The organism is Vineibacter terrae, assembly GCF_008039615.1.
GTDB classification, from domain to species: Bacteria; Pseudomonadota; Alphaproteobacteria; order Reyranellales; family Reyranellaceae; genus Vineibacter; species Vineibacter terrae.
The window spans coordinates 71,970-89,441 of the sequence record NZ_VDUZ01000016.1 but is presented as its reverse complement, the minus strand read 5'-3'; the positions used below and the strand labels follow the sequence as shown (position 1 = coordinate 89,441).

Annotated in this window: 15 protein-coding genes and 1 pseudogene; 6 read left to right on the top strand and 10 right to left on the bottom strand. The window is 67.4% G+C overall.

The genetic code is table 11. The annotated features are described in order from the left end of the window. Positions 1–26: 26 nt before the first annotated feature. Both FHP25_RS15685 and FHP25_RS15680 read right to left on the bottom strand, forming a co-directional pair. Positions 27–1,358, bottom strand: a complete 1,332-nt coding sequence (locus tag FHP25_RS15685; RefSeq protein WP_178133554.1) for an outer membrane beta-barrel protein — start codon at positions 1,356–1,358, stop codon at positions 27–29. Positions 1,359–1,383: 25 nt separating this feature from the next. Then, positions 1,384–2,475 carry a hypothetical protein gene (locus FHP25_RS15680; RefSeq protein WP_147847887.1) on the bottom strand — a complete coding sequence of 364 codons (1,092 nt, stop codon included), beginning with the start codon at positions 2,473–2,475 and terminating at the stop codon, positions 1,384–1,386. A gap of 430 nt (positions 2,476–2,905) precedes the next feature. Here FHP25_RS15680 and FHP25_RS15675 point away from each other — a divergent pair, with 430 nt between their 5' ends. From FHP25_RS15675 to FHP25_RS15660, 4 genes are all read left to right on the top strand, one after another. Next, positions 2,906–5,104, top strand: coding sequence for a peptidase domain-containing ABC transporter (locus FHP25_RS15675; RefSeq protein WP_147847886.1), 2,199 nt, complete (start codon positions 2,906–2,908; stop codon positions 5,102–5,104). 13 nt (positions 5,105–5,117) lie between these two features. After that, positions 5,118–5,756 (top strand): HlyD family efflux transporter periplasmic adaptor subunit, encoded by a 639-nt coding sequence (locus tag FHP25_RS15670; RefSeq protein ID WP_147847885.1) that lies wholly within the window; start codon positions 5,118–5,120, stop codon positions 5,754–5,756. A 314-nt stretch (positions 5,757–6,070) separates the two neighbouring features. Next, positions 6,071–8,353 carry a GumC family protein gene (locus tag FHP25_RS15665; RefSeq protein ID WP_147847884.1) on the top strand — a complete coding sequence of 761 codons (2,283 nt, stop codon included), beginning with the start codon at positions 6,071–6,073 and terminating at the stop codon, positions 8,351–8,353. A gap of 120 nt (positions 8,354–8,473) precedes the next feature. Continuing rightward, on the top strand, positions 8,474–9,223 hold the full coding sequence (locus tag FHP25_RS15660) for a hypothetical protein (protein ID WP_147847883.1): 750 nt from the start codon (positions 8,474–8,476) through the stop codon (positions 9,221–9,223). Between the two features lie 43 nt (positions 9,224–9,266). Here FHP25_RS15660 and FHP25_RS15655 read toward each other — a convergent pair whose 3' ends face one another. Next, positions 9,267–10,232: an aldo/keto reductase gene (locus tag FHP25_RS15655; RefSeq protein ID WP_147847882.1), complete on the bottom strand. Its 966-nt coding sequence runs from the start codon at positions 10,230–10,232 to the stop codon at positions 9,267–9,269. Positions 10,233–10,299: 67 nt separating this feature from the next. Then, on the bottom strand, positions 10,300–11,130 hold the full coding sequence (locus FHP25_RS15650) for a nucleotidyltransferase domain-containing protein (protein ID WP_147847881.1): 831 nt from the start codon (positions 11,128–11,130) through the stop codon (positions 10,300–10,302). A gap of 27 nt (positions 11,131–11,157) precedes the next feature. Between FHP25_RS15650 and FHP25_RS15645 the strand changes: the two genes are divergently transcribed. Continuing rightward, the gene (locus FHP25_RS15645) at positions 11,158–12,012 is read left to right on the top strand and encodes a gamma-glutamyl-gamma-aminobutyrate hydrolase family protein (RefSeq protein ID WP_231712339.1); all 855 of its coding nucleotides are present in this window, start codon (positions 11,158–11,160) and stop codon (positions 12,010–12,012) included. A gap of 49 nt (positions 12,013–12,061) precedes the next feature. On the opposite strand, the gene FHP25_RS15640 is transcribed toward FHP25_RS15645, so the two are convergent. The 3 genes from FHP25_RS15640 to FHP25_RS15630 are packed head-to-tail and all read right to left on the bottom strand — an operon-like array spanning position 12,062 to position 13,790. Beyond that, positions 12,062–12,652: an NUDIX hydrolase gene (locus FHP25_RS15640; protein WP_147847879.1), complete on the bottom strand. Its 591-nt coding sequence runs from the start codon at positions 12,650–12,652 to the stop codon at positions 12,062–12,064. After that, positions 12,649–13,029: a nuclear transport factor 2 family protein gene (locus FHP25_RS15635; protein ID WP_147847878.1), complete on the bottom strand. Its 381-nt coding sequence runs from the start codon at positions 13,027–13,029 to the stop codon at positions 12,649–12,651. Before FHP25_RS15635 ends, FHP25_RS15640 begins: the two co-directional genes overlap by 4 nt. Positions 13,030–13,046: 17 nt before the next feature. After that, a complete protein-coding gene (locus FHP25_RS15630) occupies positions 13,047–13,790 on the bottom strand; it encodes a creatininase family protein (RefSeq protein ID WP_147847877.1) in 744 nt (247 codons plus the stop codon). Positions 13,791–13,943: 153 nt separating this feature from the next. Here FHP25_RS15630 and FHP25_RS15625 point away from each other — a divergent pair, with 153 nt between their 5' ends. After that, complete coding sequence (locus FHP25_RS15625; protein ID WP_147847876.1) at positions 13,944–14,306, top strand: hypothetical protein; 363 nt, start codon at positions 13,944–13,946, stop codon at positions 14,304–14,306. Positions 14,307–14,309: 3 nt separating this feature from the next. Here the strand turns inward: FHP25_RS15625 and FHP25_RS15620 are convergent, their stop codons facing one another. The 3 genes and pseudogenes from FHP25_RS15620 to FHP25_RS15610 all read right to left on the bottom strand — a co-directional run bounded on the left by FHP25_RS15620 (position 14,310) and on the right by FHP25_RS15610 (position 17,459). Then, the gene (locus tag FHP25_RS15620; protein WP_231712338.1) at positions 14,310–14,942 is read right to left on the bottom strand and encodes a glutathione S-transferase family protein; all 633 of its coding nucleotides are present in this window, start codon (positions 14,940–14,942) and stop codon (positions 14,310–14,312) included. A gap of 107 nt (positions 14,943–15,049) precedes the next feature. After that, positions 15,050–15,934 (bottom strand): annotated as a pseudogene (locus FHP25_RS15615) (NAD(P)-dependent oxidoreductase); the annotation flags it as partial. A 58-nt stretch (positions 15,935–15,992) separates the two neighbouring features. Then, positions 15,993–17,459 carry an L-lactate permease gene (locus tag FHP25_RS15610; RefSeq protein ID WP_147847873.1) on the bottom strand — a complete coding sequence of 489 codons (1,467 nt, stop codon included), beginning with the start codon at positions 17,457–17,459 and terminating at the stop codon, positions 15,993–15,995. Between the last annotated feature and the right edge of the window lie 13 nt (positions 17,460–17,472).

Here is a 17,472-nt window from a genome sequence, read left to right as displayed (position 1 = left end):
ACTATGAATTGTCCGCCCCATGCCTCTTACAGCTGCGCGCCGATCGTGAACAGGAAGCGGTTGTCGTTATAGTTGCCCGCGCTCGGCCGCGCGGTGCGATGCTCGAAGAAATATCGCGGCCCGAGGTAGAAGTTCCTGTTGATGAAGTACTTCGCGCCAATGTCGACGAACCAGTAATCTTCCTTGAAGCCCTGACCGGGGTAGCGATATTGCGCGTATGCGACACCGCCGTCGATCAGCAGCGGATCGAAGGGCTCCCACCCGGCACGGATACCGAAATAGGTCTCGATGGCGTTGCCCACTGCGACAGCATTGCTGAGGTTCGTGCGGTACTGCGAGAATGAGCGCCGCGCCTCGGCTTCGATCGACACGTTGTCAAGCGGGTTCCAATACAGCCTGCCCAGGAACGAGAAGCCGGATTGGGGCTTGGTGTTGGGGTCGTCATAGGTGCGGCGATAGTAACCGCCGCCGAACTCGGCTGTAATGGTCCGGGTCACGTCATAGGACACACCGAGCCGAACGTCGAAGCCCTCGTTGTCCTGATCGATGCCGAAAGACCGCTTGTCGTAGCGAACCCACTCATAGCTCGGGTCCACGAAAACCGAGAACTCAGGCGTGATGCGATAGCCGATACGGCCGCTGATGTCGAAGACATTGAAGTTGTCTTGGCTCGAACCGCCTTGCACGTAATCGAAGCGGCGAAAGCGCGGACCGATGCGGCCGTAGAACGGATCGCCGTTGTAGGTCAGATCCGTGCCGCCGGTGATGACGTTGACGATCGTCCGCTCGGCGCTCGGCAGAGCGAACAGCGCGGGAGCGCCGCGCGATAGCGCGTTGCGTGAAAACTCGCCGTAGGTCGTCCATATCAGCTCGTCGGTGAGATCGACCCGGCCACGACCACCGACGGTAAAAGCCTCGTAGTTCTCGCTCGATAGATCGGCGTATCGCCCGATCTCACCCAGGGCGTAGAGATCAAGTCCGTGCTGATCCCAATCGCTGCTCAGCGTCAGGCCCGGCCGCACCCGGAAGATGAAATCGCTCTCCCGGTTGTTGCGCGTGCGGAACACGTTGTCGTCGTACTCGCCATCGACCTCGATACGAGGGAAGAGCACGAAGCTGCCGATGGGCACGCCATCGGGCGGGTCGGCGCGCGGACGCCGCAGGACAGAGGCGTCGCGGGCCGACAGGTCGTCCGGCGCCGGAGCGGCAGCCGGGCGACGGGGTGGCGTCGGCGTCGTCGCCGGCACCGAGTACTGGGCTGAAGCGGGCAGGCTATCGAGAGCACCAGCCATGCCGCCGCAAACAGCCAGGAAGACCGCGAAGGATCGTCCGGCCCTGAAGGTCGATGAAATACGCACTTGAACGCCCCGAAGAATGACGAGCCTAGCTGCGGCTCAGCGGTTGACAGGCGCCCTGGCACGGCGGCGGCGGCGGCTGGCACAGGCCACCCGGGCAGTTCCGCACGCCCGGCGGCTGATCCTGTGGCAGCTCGGCCAGGGCCCGGTCGATCCGGGACTCCTGCTCCAGACACCCGCTATTGGAAACCGGTCCCATCGACTGGGCCGTCGAATCAAGCACGAACCCGGACGGCTGGCCGGCCGGCTCGATCATCAGCGCGCCGACCTCAGCCGATTGCGGGAACTGCAGCAGCAGATCCCCGCCGCGGTGGTCGATATCGAACACGATCGCCGCGGCGCTGCCCGGCAGCACGTTGTTGGGCGCGAACACCTGCTCGGGCGACCCGTTGGCCAGCGCGCCGCGCGGCAGCCAGCGATCCGGCCCGGCCACCATCACCTCGATGCTGCGGCCGTTCGCCTGGATCGTCCGTCCGAACGGTGTCGACACCGCCTGGGCCAGCGGCCGCTTGCCGCTGACCAGCACCACACGGTACTTGCCCTCCGGCATCGGGGTCTTGAAGCCCGTCACGCCGATGATCGAATCGCCGGAGGCCGGATAGGCGTCGTTGTAGCGGACTCCCGTCAGGCTGCTGCCCGTGATCCGCGGATCTCCCGGGCTGACTGCCCGCATGCCGGGATAGACCGGCTGGCCGCTCGGCCCGAAGTCAAACGCCTGCGCTCCGCGCGGCACCGTGAACCGGCGCACGCAGACCGAGTCGATGATGTAGGCTGCACAGACCGAACCCTTTGAAATAAGGGCGATTTCGTTGAGCACGTTGGGCGGGCAGGTGCGGGAGGCCAAGCACTTGCTGTTGACCGACTTCAGGAGCTGGATGGCACGGTCGGTCGTGGCAACGCGGTCCGGATAGGCAGCCTGCAAATAGCTCCGAACCCGGTTGCGCCAGTCACCTTCGTTGCGGGCGATCGCGTCGGCAAGATCGTTGGCCTGTGCCACCAGCACCGTCGGTTCGACGCTTCGGGAGCCCCCGAGCTGCGGCGGGGCCGCAAAGGCTGATGTCAGAGCGCCCACACCAAGGACCAGGCCGGCGAGGGCAGGAACGAAGCGCGTGAACAGCATGATAGCGCGTCCTGCAAAATACAGTGTTTTCTGGTAGATGCACAAACCTACCTAATTTTTATAACATTTTCGATACCGAAAAAGTATCTCATTTCTCATGTCGTGCGCGACATGCGGGAACATACGGCGAATTCATAGCCGAATCACTGCAAGTTCGGTCCAATTGACGAGGGATTCTGGATTTTCGCTCAAACTGCGATCCGATATCCGCTCAGGCAGGTTCAAGAATATATTATAAGATATTGTAAAGAAATAGTATTTATGCACAATAATCAAGATCGACAGAATCCGAGCGGTGCGCCGCCGCAGACGCGATGCGATTTATTTCGTCTACACCGGCACGCCGACGACATGAGCAGGTTCCGGGCGGATGGCTCTCGACAGCCCGATTTTGGAAGATTCCGATAGCTTGGCAGCTGCACGGGCGGCCATGGGTCCCGCGCTCCTGACCGATCCGTCGGTCGCCGCGCCGTCGCGCTCGACCGACACGCTGGCGCGATGCTTTCTTCGCATCGCCGAGCTGCTTGGCCATCCGATGACCGAAGCCGAGCTGCGCGCCCTGGTGCCCATCGTCGACACGGGAATGGACGAGGGCCTTTTCCTCCTCGCCTGCGCCCGTGCCGGGTTCCACGCGATGCAGACTCGCGCGACGATCGCCAGCTTGCCCGGACTGCCGACACCGTTCGTGCTGGTCGGCCGCGACGGCCGGCCGGCGCACGTCGTCGCGGGCCGGGAGGGCGGCGCGTTCTCGGTGGTTGACGTCGCGACCGGCATCGTCCGGGCGGCCTCGGCCGACGACCTCGGGGCGCTCGGGGGCACGGCGATCCTTGTGCGCAAACAGCGCCCGGCCGAGGAGATCGACTGGAAGGACCAGTTGCGGAGCCGCGTCAGGCGGGTGCTGGGCGAGCTGCTGGCCGCCTCTTTCGTGATCAACACCCTGGCGCTGGCGACGCCGCTTTTCATGATGGCGGTCTTCAACCACGTCGTCGTCCAAGGCCGGCCCGAGGCGATGGGGGCGACACTGGCGGTGCTCGCGGGCGGCATGGCCATCGCCTATCTGTTTGATCTCGCCCTGCGGATCCTGCGCGGCTACGTGTCGAGCCATACCGGCGCGCGCATCGACGCGCTGCTGTCGAGCGAGGTGGTCCGCCATCTCATCCACCTGCCTTATCGGCATTTCGAGCGCACACCGTCGGGCGTCATCGCCGAGCGCCTGCGGCAGCTCGACACGCTGCGTGCCTTCTTCACCGGCCAGATGCCGTCGCTCATCATCGACCTGAGCTTCGCCGGACTCTATCTCGGGCTCCTCTGCCTGATCTGCTGGCCGGTCGGCGTTTTCGTGATCGCGATGCTGCCGCTCTTTGCCGGCATCTCGCTGCTCACCCACCGTGCCCAGAAGCGCCATATAGACGACAGCTTCCACGCCCTGGCGGCCAAGGGCTCGGCGCTCAACGAGACCGTGAGCAACGCCGGCACGATCAAGGCGCTGGGCTTGGAAGCGGAGATGGAGCGGCGCTGGGGCGCGCGCGTGGCTCAGTCAGCCTGGACGGGCTTCCGCGCCAACAACCTCGCCAACGTGGTGGCCTCGGCGACCGGCGTGCTGCAGCTGTTCGTACTGCTCGGGGTGGTCCTGCTCGGCGTCTGGGAGCTGCTCGGGCAGCGGCTGTCGATCGGTGGCCTGGTCGCCGTCAACATGCTGGCGGGCCGCGCCCTGACGCCGATGCGCCAGGTGGCGAGCGCCTGGCACACGGTCCAGTCCGTGCGAGCGGCGCTGGCGCATGTCGACGACATGATGCGCATGCCGACCGAAAGCCGCCCCGGCGGCTTCGTTCCCATGCCGCCGATCGAGGGCGAGGTCGCGCTGGAGCGCGCGTCCTTTCGCTATGACGACACCGCCGCGCCCGTCGTGCGCGACATCGACCTGCATATCGAAGCCGGCTCGATCGTCGGCATCATCGGGCCATCCGGCTCCGGCAAGACCACGGTCGCCAACCTCATCCAGGGCCTCTATGCGCCGACCTCGGGCCGCGTCCTGATGGATGGCACCGATATCGCCCATGTGTCGCCGGCGCAGCTGCGGGCGCAGATCGGTTGCGTCCCGCAAGAGGTTCAGCTCTTCGCCGGCACAGTGCGCGAGAACATCGCCATGGGCGCCGCCGACAAGGACACAGCCCGCATTGTCGCCGTCGCCAAATTCGTGGGCGCGCATCATTTCATCCAGCGCCTCACGCATGGCTACAACACGGTCCTTGGCGAGCGCGGCGGCGGCCTCTCGGCGGGGCAGAAGCAGCTGCTCTGCATCGCCCGGGCATTGATCCGCAACCCGCGCGTGATCGTGCTCGACGAGGCGACCAGCGCGCTGGACCCGGCAAGCGAGGAGCAGATCCTGCGGACGTTGCGTGCCAACGCGCGTGGCCGGACGATCATCATCATCACACACCGGCTGGCGCCGCTGGCTATTGCCGACAAGGTGGCGCTGATGATCGACGGCCGCATCGAGCGCTTCGGCCCGCCGACGGAGGTGATGGCCTATGCCCGTCTTCGCATGGCCGAGGCCAGCCGAGGGCAGAAAGCGCCGCCCGTGGCATTCGCCGGCCTCGGCGTCGACGCGCCCCTGAGCCCGGCCTGAGCGGAGCGGCAGCATGACCGATCTCACGGCAGCCAAGGTGACGGCGAAGCCGACGCCGACAGAGGCGGCGCTGACGCGGGCGCTCGCCGAAGGCCGCCTGCCCGGTGCCAGCGCCAGGTTCGCGGATTTCCTGCCGGATGCCGAAGCAATCGCCCAGCGGCGGCACTCGCCCTATGCGACCTGGCTGATCTATACCCTGGCGCTTCTGGTCGCTGCCGCCGTCGGCTGGATGCAGATCGCGCAGATCGAGGACGTGGTGACGATTCCAGGCGTGGTTCGCGCCGCTGCCGGCGACGGACACTTCGAGATCGAGGCCCGCGTCGCCAGCGACGATATCGGCGCCGTTGCCATGGGCCAGGACGCCATCGTCACGCTTCACCCGATCCGCCACGGCACGATCAAAGGCCGGGTGGTGGGCATCGCACCGGATACCTCCCCTACGGCCAGAACGCCATATCACCCTGATTTTGCACTCATCGTGCGAATCACCATCCCGCCTGAGCCGCCAGGCAGCGGTCCACGCCGCCACCACCTCCTTCCGGGAATGCCCGCCAAGGTCGATCTGCGTGTCGGCGAGCGCTCGGTCCTGGCCTTCTTCACCGCCGGCATCACGCGCAGCTTCTCTGACAGCTTGCACGCACAGGGCAATTAAAGTTCGTCCGTCACCAAATGCAAGTTGACGTGTGAACACTCATTTGCCAAATTGTCAGTACGCTGCAGGGTTTTGAGGAACGCAGGAAATCCACTCCAGAGTGGAGGAAACAGAATAGAATGTGCGTGCGTATTTCAATGATATGTGGCTGTTGAACAGCCGAACACAAGATGTTGTCGGTATCGTTGGGTACACATGAAGTATAATTCGGTTCCAATTTCCATTCCGCGAGAGTAATTTAGCAATCATTTTTCAAAGTCCAGGGCGTGCGGTCTGATGGGCCGCCTCTATGCGTGCGTGCGCAAGGAAGGGCGATGGCCAACGTCAGCCGTTTGCAGACTGGGTACAACAATCTGCCTGCCGAGACGCCACAGCCACTGCCGGCACCGCCCGGTGGCGGCGGTGGCGACGACGGTGGTTCGGGGATTTCGGCTCGCCAGATCCTCGGGACGCTGCGACGGCACAAGTTGCTGATCGGGGGCCTGGCCCTGGTCGGCACCACGATCGCGTGGCTTGTGGCCAATCAGCTGGCGCCCGTCTACCAGGCACAGGCTGACATGGTCGTCGAGCCCCAAAGCCGCGACATCATGCGACCCAGCATGGACTCGACGCAGCAGCCGATCGACTACCGGGTCATGGAGACCGAGGCGTCGAAGCTGCGCGGCGAACGGCTGGCGCGCCAGACCGTCCTGGCCCTGGGACTGGACAAGAGCCCGCTCTACAATCCGGAGCTGGCGCCTCCCGAGCAAAGCCGCCTGCGCGCGATCTTTCAGCCGGTGCTGCAGATCCTGCGGCTGAGCGATGCGCCGGCCAAGCCACAGGTCTCCCCCGACGAGGTGGAACGTCGCCTGGCGGCGATGACGCCGGAAGCACGCGAAAGGCTTGTCGCCCAGATCGCCGACGCCTGGCTGGGCGGGCTCTCGACCCAGACCAACCCGAACTCGCTCGTGCTGACGGTGCGTTTCCGCGCGGCCGACCCCCATATCGCCGCCGCCTCGGTCAATCAGGCGATCCGCACCTACATCGACGACCAGAAAAAGGAGAAGTCCGAAGGGCCGCTGGAGATGATGAAGTTCCTCAGCGGCCGTATCGACGACGCCCGAGCCAAGGTGGTCGAGGCCGAGCGGAACCTCGCGAAGTTCCGGGCCGACAACGCCATGTACGACACCAGCGACGCCTCGTCCCTGACCAAGACGCTGGCCGACGTGCGGGCGCAGCTGCTCGCCGCCGAGCAGGTGGCGACGCAGCGCGAGCTGGGCGTCAAGCAGGGTGTCTCGGCGGACGGAGCAGGCAGCGGCCTGCTGGCCGACGTGGCGAGCGCCGAGAAGGAGTTCCAGGCTGTCGCGTCCTATGCCGCGCCGGGCCATCCCGAATACATGAAGGCGGCGAAGCGTCTGGCCGCCGTCCGCGCTCGGTTGAACGAGGAACGTCAGCGCAGCGCCACCAACCTGCAGGCCGAAGCCAAGGCGGCGCGCGAGAACGCCAACAAGCTGAAGGCGGAGGTCGATCGGCTGGAGCGCGAGCTAAAGCGGCAGACTGAAGGCTCGGCGCAATTGCGGGCGCTGCAGACCGAGCTCGATACCGCCAAGCAGCTCTACTCGACCCTGCTGACCCGCCTGCAGGAAGTCAATGTGCTGGCCAGCGTCGACAAGAAGGGCGACGCCAAGCAGATCAACGAGGCGACGGCACCCGTCTTTCCGATCGCGCCGCGCAAGGAGCTGATCGTGCTGATGGCCTTCATGGCCTCGCTGGCCCTGGGCGTCGGCCTGTCGATCGGCATCGAGCTCATGGACTCCGGTTTCCGCTCGGTGCATCAGCTCGAGCAGCAGACCGGAGTCGCGGCGCTGGGCATGGTGCCTTACCAATCGGCCGGCCGGCTGCGACGCGGCCACAAGCCGTGGCTCAATGTCGTGGACAAGCCGAACTCGGCGTTCTCGGAGGCGCTGCGCACGATCCGCACCGGCATCGCGCTCAGCAGCGCCGACCACCCGCAACGCACGGTCGTGGTCACGTCCTCGGTGCCGGGCGAGGGCAAGACCACCACGGCGCTGTCGCTCGCTGCCGCCTCGGCTGCCTCGGGCGCGCGCACGCTGATCATCGACTGCGACATGCGCCAGCCGTCGCTGCACAAGAACCTGGCGGTCGAGAATGACGCCGGCCTCGCCGAATTCCTGTCCGGACAGCGCGACCTGGAGGATCTGGTGCAGGTCGAGCCTAAGACCGGGCTCTACTACGTCGTGGCTGGCAAGCGGCCGCCGTCTCCTACCGATCTGCTGGGCAGCCTGCGCATGCGCCGCCTGCTGCAGCAGCTGGGTGACGCTTTCGATCTGGTCGTGCTCGACAGCCCGCCGGTGCTGGCGGTGTCCGACGCGCTGCTGCTGGTGCGGCAGACCGATACCACGATCTTCGTGGTGCGCTGGGAGAAGACGCGGCGCGACGTGGCAACGACAGGCATCAAGATGGTCTACGAGGCTGGCGCGCGCCTGTCGGGCATCGTGCTGAGCCAGGTCGACCTGCGCCGCCATGCCCAGTACGACTACACCGATAGCGGCGCCTACTATTACCGCGGCTACAGGCGCTACTACGGCGACGGCTGATATCGTCGTCCGCACGGCGCATACATCGTATGGCGGGAACCTCTTCCAATCGGGTACGATCGGGAGAGAACCCAGCAACCGCGCCGCGTGATGAAGCTATCCTCGTCCCCACGGGACGCCGTGACCGAACCTGCAGAAAAGCCACATCCGGTGCTCGAGCGCTACTACGCACTCGATCCCGAGCGACGACGTCCGGCACGTCTGATCGTCGCGCTGATCGCCGTACTGGCTGGCGTGCTGCTCCTGTTGCTGGCCGTGCCGCGCCTGTTCGCGGCCATAGAGCTGCTCGACGCCCGCAGCACCGCGGAACGGGCCGAGGTTGACGGCGCCAAGCTGACTGCCGCGCAGCTCGAGAGCACTGCCGGAGCGCTGCAGCACGCATTGGAATGGCAGGATGATGCCGACCTGGCCGCCCTGCTGGCCGCCGTGCGCCTGGTGCAGGCAACGCGCGCCGACCCGCCGGAGCGGGCAACGGAACGCCTCATGCAAGCCTCCGATGCGGCGAAGCGCGCCGTCCGGTTGTCGCCCGCGCACCCTACTGCATGGACACTGCTGGCGATGGCGCAGCAGGATCTCGACCCGCGGCAACCGCTGTTCCACGATGCGCTGCAGCGCGCAATCGCCGTGGCGCCGTATGACCCGCGCTATCGCCTGCAGCGCGTCGAGATGGCATGCCGCTACTGGCACCAGATCGACGCCCCAACCCGGCAGCTCGCGTCAGCCGAGATCCGCATCCTGGCCGCTCGGGACCTGAATGCCTTGGCGGCGCTGGCCAAGCGCAGCTACGGGCTGCAGGCTGTACGCGACGCGCTTGCCAACGACGCAGCGCTGCTCGAGCGCTTCGACGCCGTCTATATCGCGCTGCCATAAGACGCTGCTCCCCGCGCGAAAGCGCGAGGAGCAGCGTTCAGGATCACGCCGCCGCGGCCTGTGGCGCGCTGGCGGCGTCGAGGCGCGCGATGGCGGCAGCGTCCAGCTTGACGTCCGCCGCCTTGAGGATGTCGGCAAGCTGCTGCGTGCTGGTGGCGCTGACGATGGGCGCCGCCACCGCCGGCCGTGCCATCGTCCAGGCCAGCGTCACCTGCGCCGGCGTCGCGCCCACCTGCGCCGCCACCTCGTCGAGCGCCTTCAGGATGCCGAAGCCGCGCGGGTTGAGGTACTTCTTCACGCCCGCGCCGCGCACGCTCTGGCCAAGGTCGCCGTCGGCACGGTACTTGCCGCTGAGGAAGCCGCTGGCCAGCGAATAATAACCGATGACGCCGATCTGCTCGGCGACGCACAGATCCTGCAGCGGTCCCTCGAACAAGGCGCGTTCGCAGAGATTGTAGTGGGGCTGCAGCGTCTCGTAGCGCGGCGCGCCCAGCCTGGCGCTGGTCTCCAGCGCCGCCTTCAGCCGCGCGGCATCGTAGTTCGACGCGCCGATGGCGCGCACTTTGCCCTGCTTCACGAGCTGGGCATAGGCCTCGAAGCGCTCTTCCATGGGCGCGTCGGGATCGTCGCGATGCGACTGGTAGAGGTCGATGTAGTCGGTCTGCAGCCGCTTCAGCGAGTCCTCGACCGAGCGCAGGATATAGTCCTTGGCCAGCCCCTTGCGGTCGGGCGCCATCTGCATGCCGACCTTGGTGGCGATCACGACCTTGTCGCGGCCGCCGCGACGCTTCAGCCAGTTGCCGATCACGGTCTCCGACTCGCCGCCCTTGTGGCCCGGTGCCCACACCGAATAGACGTCGGCGGTATCGATCAGGTTGAAGCCGGCATCGACGAAACCGTCGAGCACGGCGAAGGAGCGGGCCTCGTCCGCGGTCCAGCCGAACACATTGCCGCCCAGCGCCAGCGGCGCCACATCGATGCCCGATCGCCCAAGCTTGCGCTTCTGCATGTCCGTCTCCGTGCCTCGGGGTGAGGGCCGGAGCATAGGGCCGGAGGTCGACCCGCGCCCAGCCCAATTACGCGCCACGCCCGGCGATCATCGCCTCGGCATTGCCGACGATGGCGCGCAGCGCGGCATCGGCTGCCGCCAGGTCGGGCCTGTCCGCCGCCGGCTGTGTCGCCAGCCAGCGCTCGGCCGCGTCGATCTCGGCGCGGATGAAATCATCCAGGCACGGCACCCGCGGCCCGGTGCCCAGCTCGTGCGCCTGAGCCTTGAGGGCGAGCAGGTGGTCTATGGCCTGCGAGACCTCGGGATCGAGCCGCGCGCCGGCCCGCAGGCCCGGCAGATCCATCGGCAGCGCATCGTCAGGTTGCTGATGCAGCCAGCGCAGCGCCACCGCCGGCCGGATCGAGTAGAAGTATTTCTTCAGGCGCACCGAGTCGCGGCCATCGATGTCGCCCAGGAATTGGCGTCGCGCCAGGCCCAGATAATGGCGCCGGGCGGCCACCGGCCCCGGCCGCAGGCCGACGAAATGCTGCAGCGGCCCCACCAGGTCGACAGCCCAGCGATAGACCACCGGCGAACGCAGCCATTCCGGCAGGACGGGGTTGAACCGGCAGGCCAGCGCCAGCGCCTTGCGGATGTCCCAGCCCGAGACATCGAGGCCCTCGATGATCGGCTGCTCGATCACGTCGCGCGCCGGCTGCACCGACAGGTACCAGTCGCGCCGGTGGGCGTAGACGAAGCGTACGTCGAAATCGCTGTCGGGGGAGTGGAAGCCCCAGGCCCGGCTGCCCGACTCGACGGCGAACAGGATGGCGACGGCATGGGTCGTCTCGATATCCTCCAGCGCCGCAGCGATCCGGGCGAGGATCCGAGGCGGAATGACGTCAGGGTCGATGGGCATGGCTGGCAGCGAATCCCGGCAATTGCGGTGACCTACAAACTGCCCGAAAATACCGTGATTCAGCTCGTCGAGGTCTGCGCTCCAATGTCCCGCGCCTTGCGTCCGTTGATTGGCATCTCCGCCTGCCGCCGCACGATCACGGTCTGGACCGCGCACACGGTAGGCGACAAGTACGTCAAGGTGGTCACGGAAACGATCGGCGGCATGCCCCTGATCCTGCCCGCGATCGGCGCCGGCGAGGACGGCCTGGATGTCGACCGCGTGCTTGACCTGCTCGATGGTCTGCTGCTGACCGGCAGCCCCTCCAATGTCGAGCCCTCGCATTATGGCGGTCGGCCGGCGCGGCGCGGCGTGGCAGCCGACCCGGCGCGCGACATGACCACCCTGCCACTGATCCGCCGCGCGCTGGAGCGGGCCGTGCCGTTGTTCGCCATCTGCCGCGGCTTCCAGGAGCTGAACGTGGCGCTGGGCGGCACCCTGCACCAGCATGTCGAGGAGATACCCGGCCGCCTGGATCACCGCGCGCCGAAGGTCGACGCGCTGGCGCCCAAGCTCGAGCCGGCGCATCCGGTCGCGATCACGCCGGGCGGTCAGCTTCACCGCTTGCTGGGCTGCACCGAGGCGTCGGTGAACTCGCTGCACGGCCAGGGCATCGACCGGCTGGCGCCCGGCCTGCGTGTCGAAGCAGTGGCGCCGGACGGCCAGATCGAAGCCGCCAGCGTCGTCGACGCGCCCGGCTTCGTCTGCGGGGTGCAATGGCATCCCGAGCACCAGGCGCGCGAGAACCCGCTGTCGGCCAAGCTGTTCGACGCCTTCGCCGCCGCCTGCCGCGCGCGGGCACAGCAGCGTCTTGCGCCGGCCGTGCGCGCAGCCGCCGAGTAGCGCCGCGGTCGGTGGTCACGCCGGGCGTTGCGCTCGGCATGACGGTCGATCACGCCGCGAGCGCGGCGCGCAGCTTGACGACCACGATCTTCCAGACACCGTCAGGATCATTGTCCGGCAGGCTGTCCACCGGCACCCATCGGGCTTCCTTCACCTCGGCGTCCTGCGCCGCGAGCTTCTGGGTCGAATCGGCGGTGAACAGGTAGCGGAAATCGAAATGGTAGTGCTGGCGTTCGCCGCGCCGCGGATTGGCCGGGATCATGTGCGGGTCGATATCGAGCGGCAGCGCCGCATCGCCCGCCCAGTCGCTGGGCACGAAACGCTGCAGCCCGGTCTCCTCCCAGGCTTCGCGCGCAGCGCCGTCCTTGGGGCTCTCGCCGGCATCGACATGACCGCCAGGCTGGAACCAGCGGTCGAGCGTCGCGTGGTGCACCATCAGGATGACGTCGCGGCGCGGGTCGACCACGAAGGCGCTGCCCGTGACGTGGCCCGACATCGAGGTGCGCGCGAACAGGTCGGTCGGATCGGCCAAGCGGTCGAGCAGCGGCGCGAGGCGCGTCTTCTCGGCCGGAAAGCGCGCAAGATAGCGCTGCACCAGGGCCGGGATGCGGGCCGCCGGATCGTGCGAGCTGTCCGTCATGCCGGGCCGGCAGTCTTGTTGTACACGTCCTTCAGCGCCAGCCGCCCGTCCCGGAACGTATAGCGCTCGACGCCGATGCTCTCGAAGCTGCGGCCGGTCGCCTTGTCGGTACCGGTGAGGCGGAAGGTCATGAAGGTTGCGTCGGGCGCATGATGATAGACGACGTCGTGGAAGCGCAGGTTCTCGACCTGCTGCTTGCGCTCGGCGAAATAGGCCGCGATCGCCTCGCGCGAAGCCAGCTGCCGCGGCACCTCGGCCTGCACGTTCCACACGAAATCCGGCGTCACCACCTGGTACATCGCGTCGAGATCCTGCTTGAAGAAAGCACGGCCGAAAGCCTTGAAGAGCGTATCGCGCTCGGCGGTCGTCGGGGTCATAGGATCCTCTGTAGGTGCTAGCGGGCGACGAAAGCGAGGTAGTCGCGAGCCACTTCCTCAACCGCCATCTCGTAGATGCGCCTGCCGTGCGCCGCCGTCGACAGGTTGGGGTTGGAGCCGATGCGGCCGTCCGGAAACGTGCTGCGATAGTCGTCGGCATCGGAGAAGCTGCCGTTGGGCGCGACCTCCGGCTCCATCGGCACCTGCTTCTCCGTCTGCGGGTGCATGTAGAATGTGAGCGACACCTCGCTGGGCGTGGCGTGGCTGCCCTCCTGGTTGCCGTAGAGATCCCGCGACAGTGCCCGGCTGCCCGATCCCTCCCACCAGTTGCGCAGCTTGCACTTCACCGATGGCGCGTTGCTGCCGCGCTGCAGGGAGCGCTCGGCGTAGATTTCAGAGAAGGCGGCCGTCACGGTTGCAATATTGCCACCATGACCGTTGATGAAGAAGAATCGTGTGAAGCCATGTCGCATCAGGGACTGGATGTTGTCGCGGACCACGGCAATCAGGGTCGAGGGCCGCAGAGTGATGGAGCCAGGAAAGCCGAGGTGATGCTGGGCCATGCCGACCGAGATCGTCGGCGCCACCAGCGCGCCGGTCTTCTCGCCGACACCGTGCGCAATGAACTCGGCGGTCAGCGCGTCCGTGCCCACGAGGCCGTTGGGGCCGTGCTGCTCGGTCGAGCCGATCGGGATGATGATGCCGGTGCTGGTCTTGAGATACTGCTCGACGTCAGGCCAGGTGACGAGCTGCAGACGCATGAACCTCTCCGCCGATCTTGCCTCGCTGGGACGGGGAGCGTACTGTAGCGGCCATGCGGATGCACGCGCTCATCGGTCGGCGAATTAGCCGCCCGGTCCCTCATCGGGTCCGGGTCGAAGGCTGTTTCGTTCGTCCGTCCAAGGAGCGCATCCATGTCTGCCGCCGCGGCTGCTGAGCCCGCCACCTCCTCCGCTTCGTTCCGTCGTTTCACCGCACCTGAGGCCGTGCGCACGGTCATGCACGCCATCGAGGCGCCGATATGGTGCTACGGCGTGAGCGCCGATCCCTCGCCCGGCCTGCTGCCGCGCGTGCTTGAGTTCGTGGCCAAGCGCGGGCTGGTGCCGCTGTCCGTGCATGCCACGCGTTGCGTCGAGCGCGACGCGGGCGGCATCGAGGATACGCTGAGCGTCGACCTGCAGGTCGAGGGCCTGGATCCCGATGCCGCGCACCATGTCGGCAACTGCCTCGGCCAGATCGTGGGCGTGCGCCACGTCGCGATGAGCCGGCGCGGCTGACGTTCAGCCCGGGAAGTTGCGCCGCCACACGGCGGCCAGCTCCGGCACCGCATCGCCGCGCTGTGCGATCGCGCTCAGCTTCGGCGTGCTGGCCGCGAACCAGGCCCGTCGCGGCGTCCAGCGCGTCATGATCGTGACGAAGACGTCGAGCGCCGAGAAGCGCGCGCCGAGGAACCATGGCCCGTCGCCGGCCGCGCTCTCGACCTGCGTCCACAGCCGCTGGCGGTAGGCGTTCATGGCGTCGGCGAGCTCCTTCTGCGCACCTTTGTCCGACAGCCAGCGGCTGGTGTCGTCACCGATGGTGAAGGTGGGGTAGATGTTGGCCACCAGGAACACCAGCCAGCGCAGCACCGTGTCACGCTCGGCGCCGGGCGCCATCGGCACCAGCGACCGGTCGGCCGGTGCCGTGTCGGCAAAATGCAACGTGATGGCGACGCTTTCGGTCAGGATGCGGCCATCGGGCAGCACCAGCGTCGGCACCTGGGCCAGGGGATTGACCTTGGCCAGATGGGTGCGCGCCTCGGCGGACTTGAAGAGGTTGCCGACATCCTCGATCGTCAGCGCAAGGCCGTACCACGCGGCCTGCGCCTCGACGAGCGTCGAGCCCCAGCCGGGCTGCGCATAGAGCTTGTACATGGGCACCTCCATCTGCACTAACCGGCATGGTGGTTTGAAACCATGCCGGCGACAAATGAGGCTTTGTCACGCCATGGCTCAGAATCTCTAAGCCATGGCGCAGGTAGCTACGGCTTGGCGAGCGGCTGGATAAGGCTCGACGTGTCCCACCGCTTGCCGCCGCGGGCCTGGACGCGGGCATAGAACTGGTCGATCAGCGCGATCGCCGGCAGCTGAGCGCCGTTGCTCTTGGCCTCGTCCAGGCAGATGCCGAGATCCTTGCGCATCCAGTCGACTGCGAAGCCGAACTCGAACTTGCCCTCGACCATGGTCTTCCAGCGGTTCTCCATCTGCCAGCTTTGCGCGGCACCCTTGGAGATGGCGCCGATCACCTTCTCCATGTCGAGGCCGGCCTTCATGCCGAAGTTCACGCCTTCGGCCAGTCCCTGGACCAACCCGGCGATGCAGATCTGGTTCACCATCTTGGTGAGCTGGCCGGCGCCGGAGGACCCGATCAGGGAGCAGGCGCGCGCGAAGCTGTCGATGACGGGCTTGGCGCGGTCGAACGGCCCCTGGTCACCACCGCACATCACGGTCAGCACGCCGTTCTCGGCCCCGGCCTGGCCGCCGGACACCGGTGCGTCGATGAAGTCGATGCCCTGCTCGCGCGCAAGCGCGTAGAGCTCGCGCGCCACCTTGGCCGACGCCGTGGTGTGATCGACGAAGATGGTGCCGGCCTTCATGCCCGCCAGCGCGCCGTCCGGCCCGAGCACGACCGAGCGCAGGTCATCGTCGTTGCCGACGCAGCAGAGCACGATCTCGGCGCCTTCGGCTGCCTCGCGCGGCGTCTTGCACGCCTGTCCCTTGTGCTTCGTGGTCCACTGCTCGGCCTTGGCGAAGGTGCGGTTGTACACCGTCACGGTGTGCCCCTTGGCGGCGAGATGGCCCGCCATTGGAAAGCCCATCACCCCCAGGCCGAGAAAGGCGACTGTCGCCATGGCATGCTCCTTCGCTGTTTGGCGCGCACCCTAACGCCCTCGTCCCGGCGCGTCACCTGTTCTGCGGGAGACGCTAGCGCTGGGCCAGCAGCAGCCCGATTGCGCCGACTCCGACCAGGATCGGCGGCAGGGCCAGCTTCCATGCCGCGCGGTAGACGGCGCTGTCGCCGCCGGCCAGCGACAGGATGGCGGCGCCCATCGACACGCGAATCGGCGACAGCATGGTGAGGTTGGCTGTGACTGTGTTCTGGACCGCCGCCGCCCAGACCGGATCGATGCGGGCTTCGGCCGCGAGCGCCGTCTGCATCGGCATCAGCATGGCATTGGATGCCGCGCCGCTGCCGGTCAGGAAGCCGCCGATCGCGGCGAAGACGGGCGCCGCCAACGCCGCCGCCGGACCGGCGATTCCGTGCAAGGCATCGGCGATCGCCGCCGCCATGCCGGCGGCGACGTAGAATGCGGCCATGACCACGAAGAGCAAGGTGACCACGGACGGCCGCCACGCCGCGACGGCCGTCTCGCGCGCCACGCGGCCCGGCGCGGCGCGCGCTTTCAGGAGCGTCGCGACGCCGACCAGCAGCAGCCAGAAGCCGGGAGCATAGAAGGGCGCAAACGGCGGCTGGCCTTGCAGTGGCTGCCAGGCGCCCAGGGCCTTCAGCGCCGCCTGCAGCGGCGGCACCGTGCGCGTCAGGACGAGCGCCAGCGTCAGCACGGCGTAGGGCAAGGCGGCATGGACCGCACGGCGCAGCGCGGCGGCGTCCGGCCGTTGGTCGCGCAGCCAGCGCAATGCCACCAGCACGCCCAGCGGCGCGGCGCCGGCGATCTCGACGTCGACGACATCGTGCGCCAGCCACACCGCCACCGTGGTCAGCGCAGTCCAGGCGACATCATCCAGGCACTGGCGCAGCGCCAGCCGCTTGCCGGCGCTTCTCATGAAGAACCAGAACAGGACCAGGTAGGCGGCGTGCATCGGCATCTGCAGCAGCGCGCCGCTGGCGCCCAGCAGCGTCGGCGGGATGCCGGCGATCTGGGCGCCCAGGATCGTGCCGATGGCCAGCGCCCCCCACGGCACCAGGCATTGGCTGTAGAGCCCCAGCACCAGCGCCGGCACGCCCTGCATGCCCAGCTGCACGATCATCGCCAGCGCGATGATGTAGCCGACGCCAAAGCCGGTCACGGCTTCCGCGAACGGCCCGAGCAGGAAGCACACGAAATAGAGCCGCCGGTGCAGGTCAGCGCGGGTCCCGCCGGCCGCCGGCGATGCCACCGGCCGCGGGTCGGCCTGCTCGCGCGCCCGAACGCAGCGATAGAAGAAGATGCCGCCGATGACGATGGTGATCACCTGCCAGGCAAGCCAGCCGCCGACGGCCACCTGATGCAGCATGAACGGCGCCAGCCCGGTATCGGCAGGGGGTGTGGCAAGGACGACCAGGACGGTGGCGGCAAGGCCAGCCGCGCCCGCCGCGAGCGCGCTGACGCGGCCGCTGGCCAGCAGCACGATCACCAGCAGCAGCGGTGCGACGGCAAGGAAGACAGGCATGCGTGATCCGGCA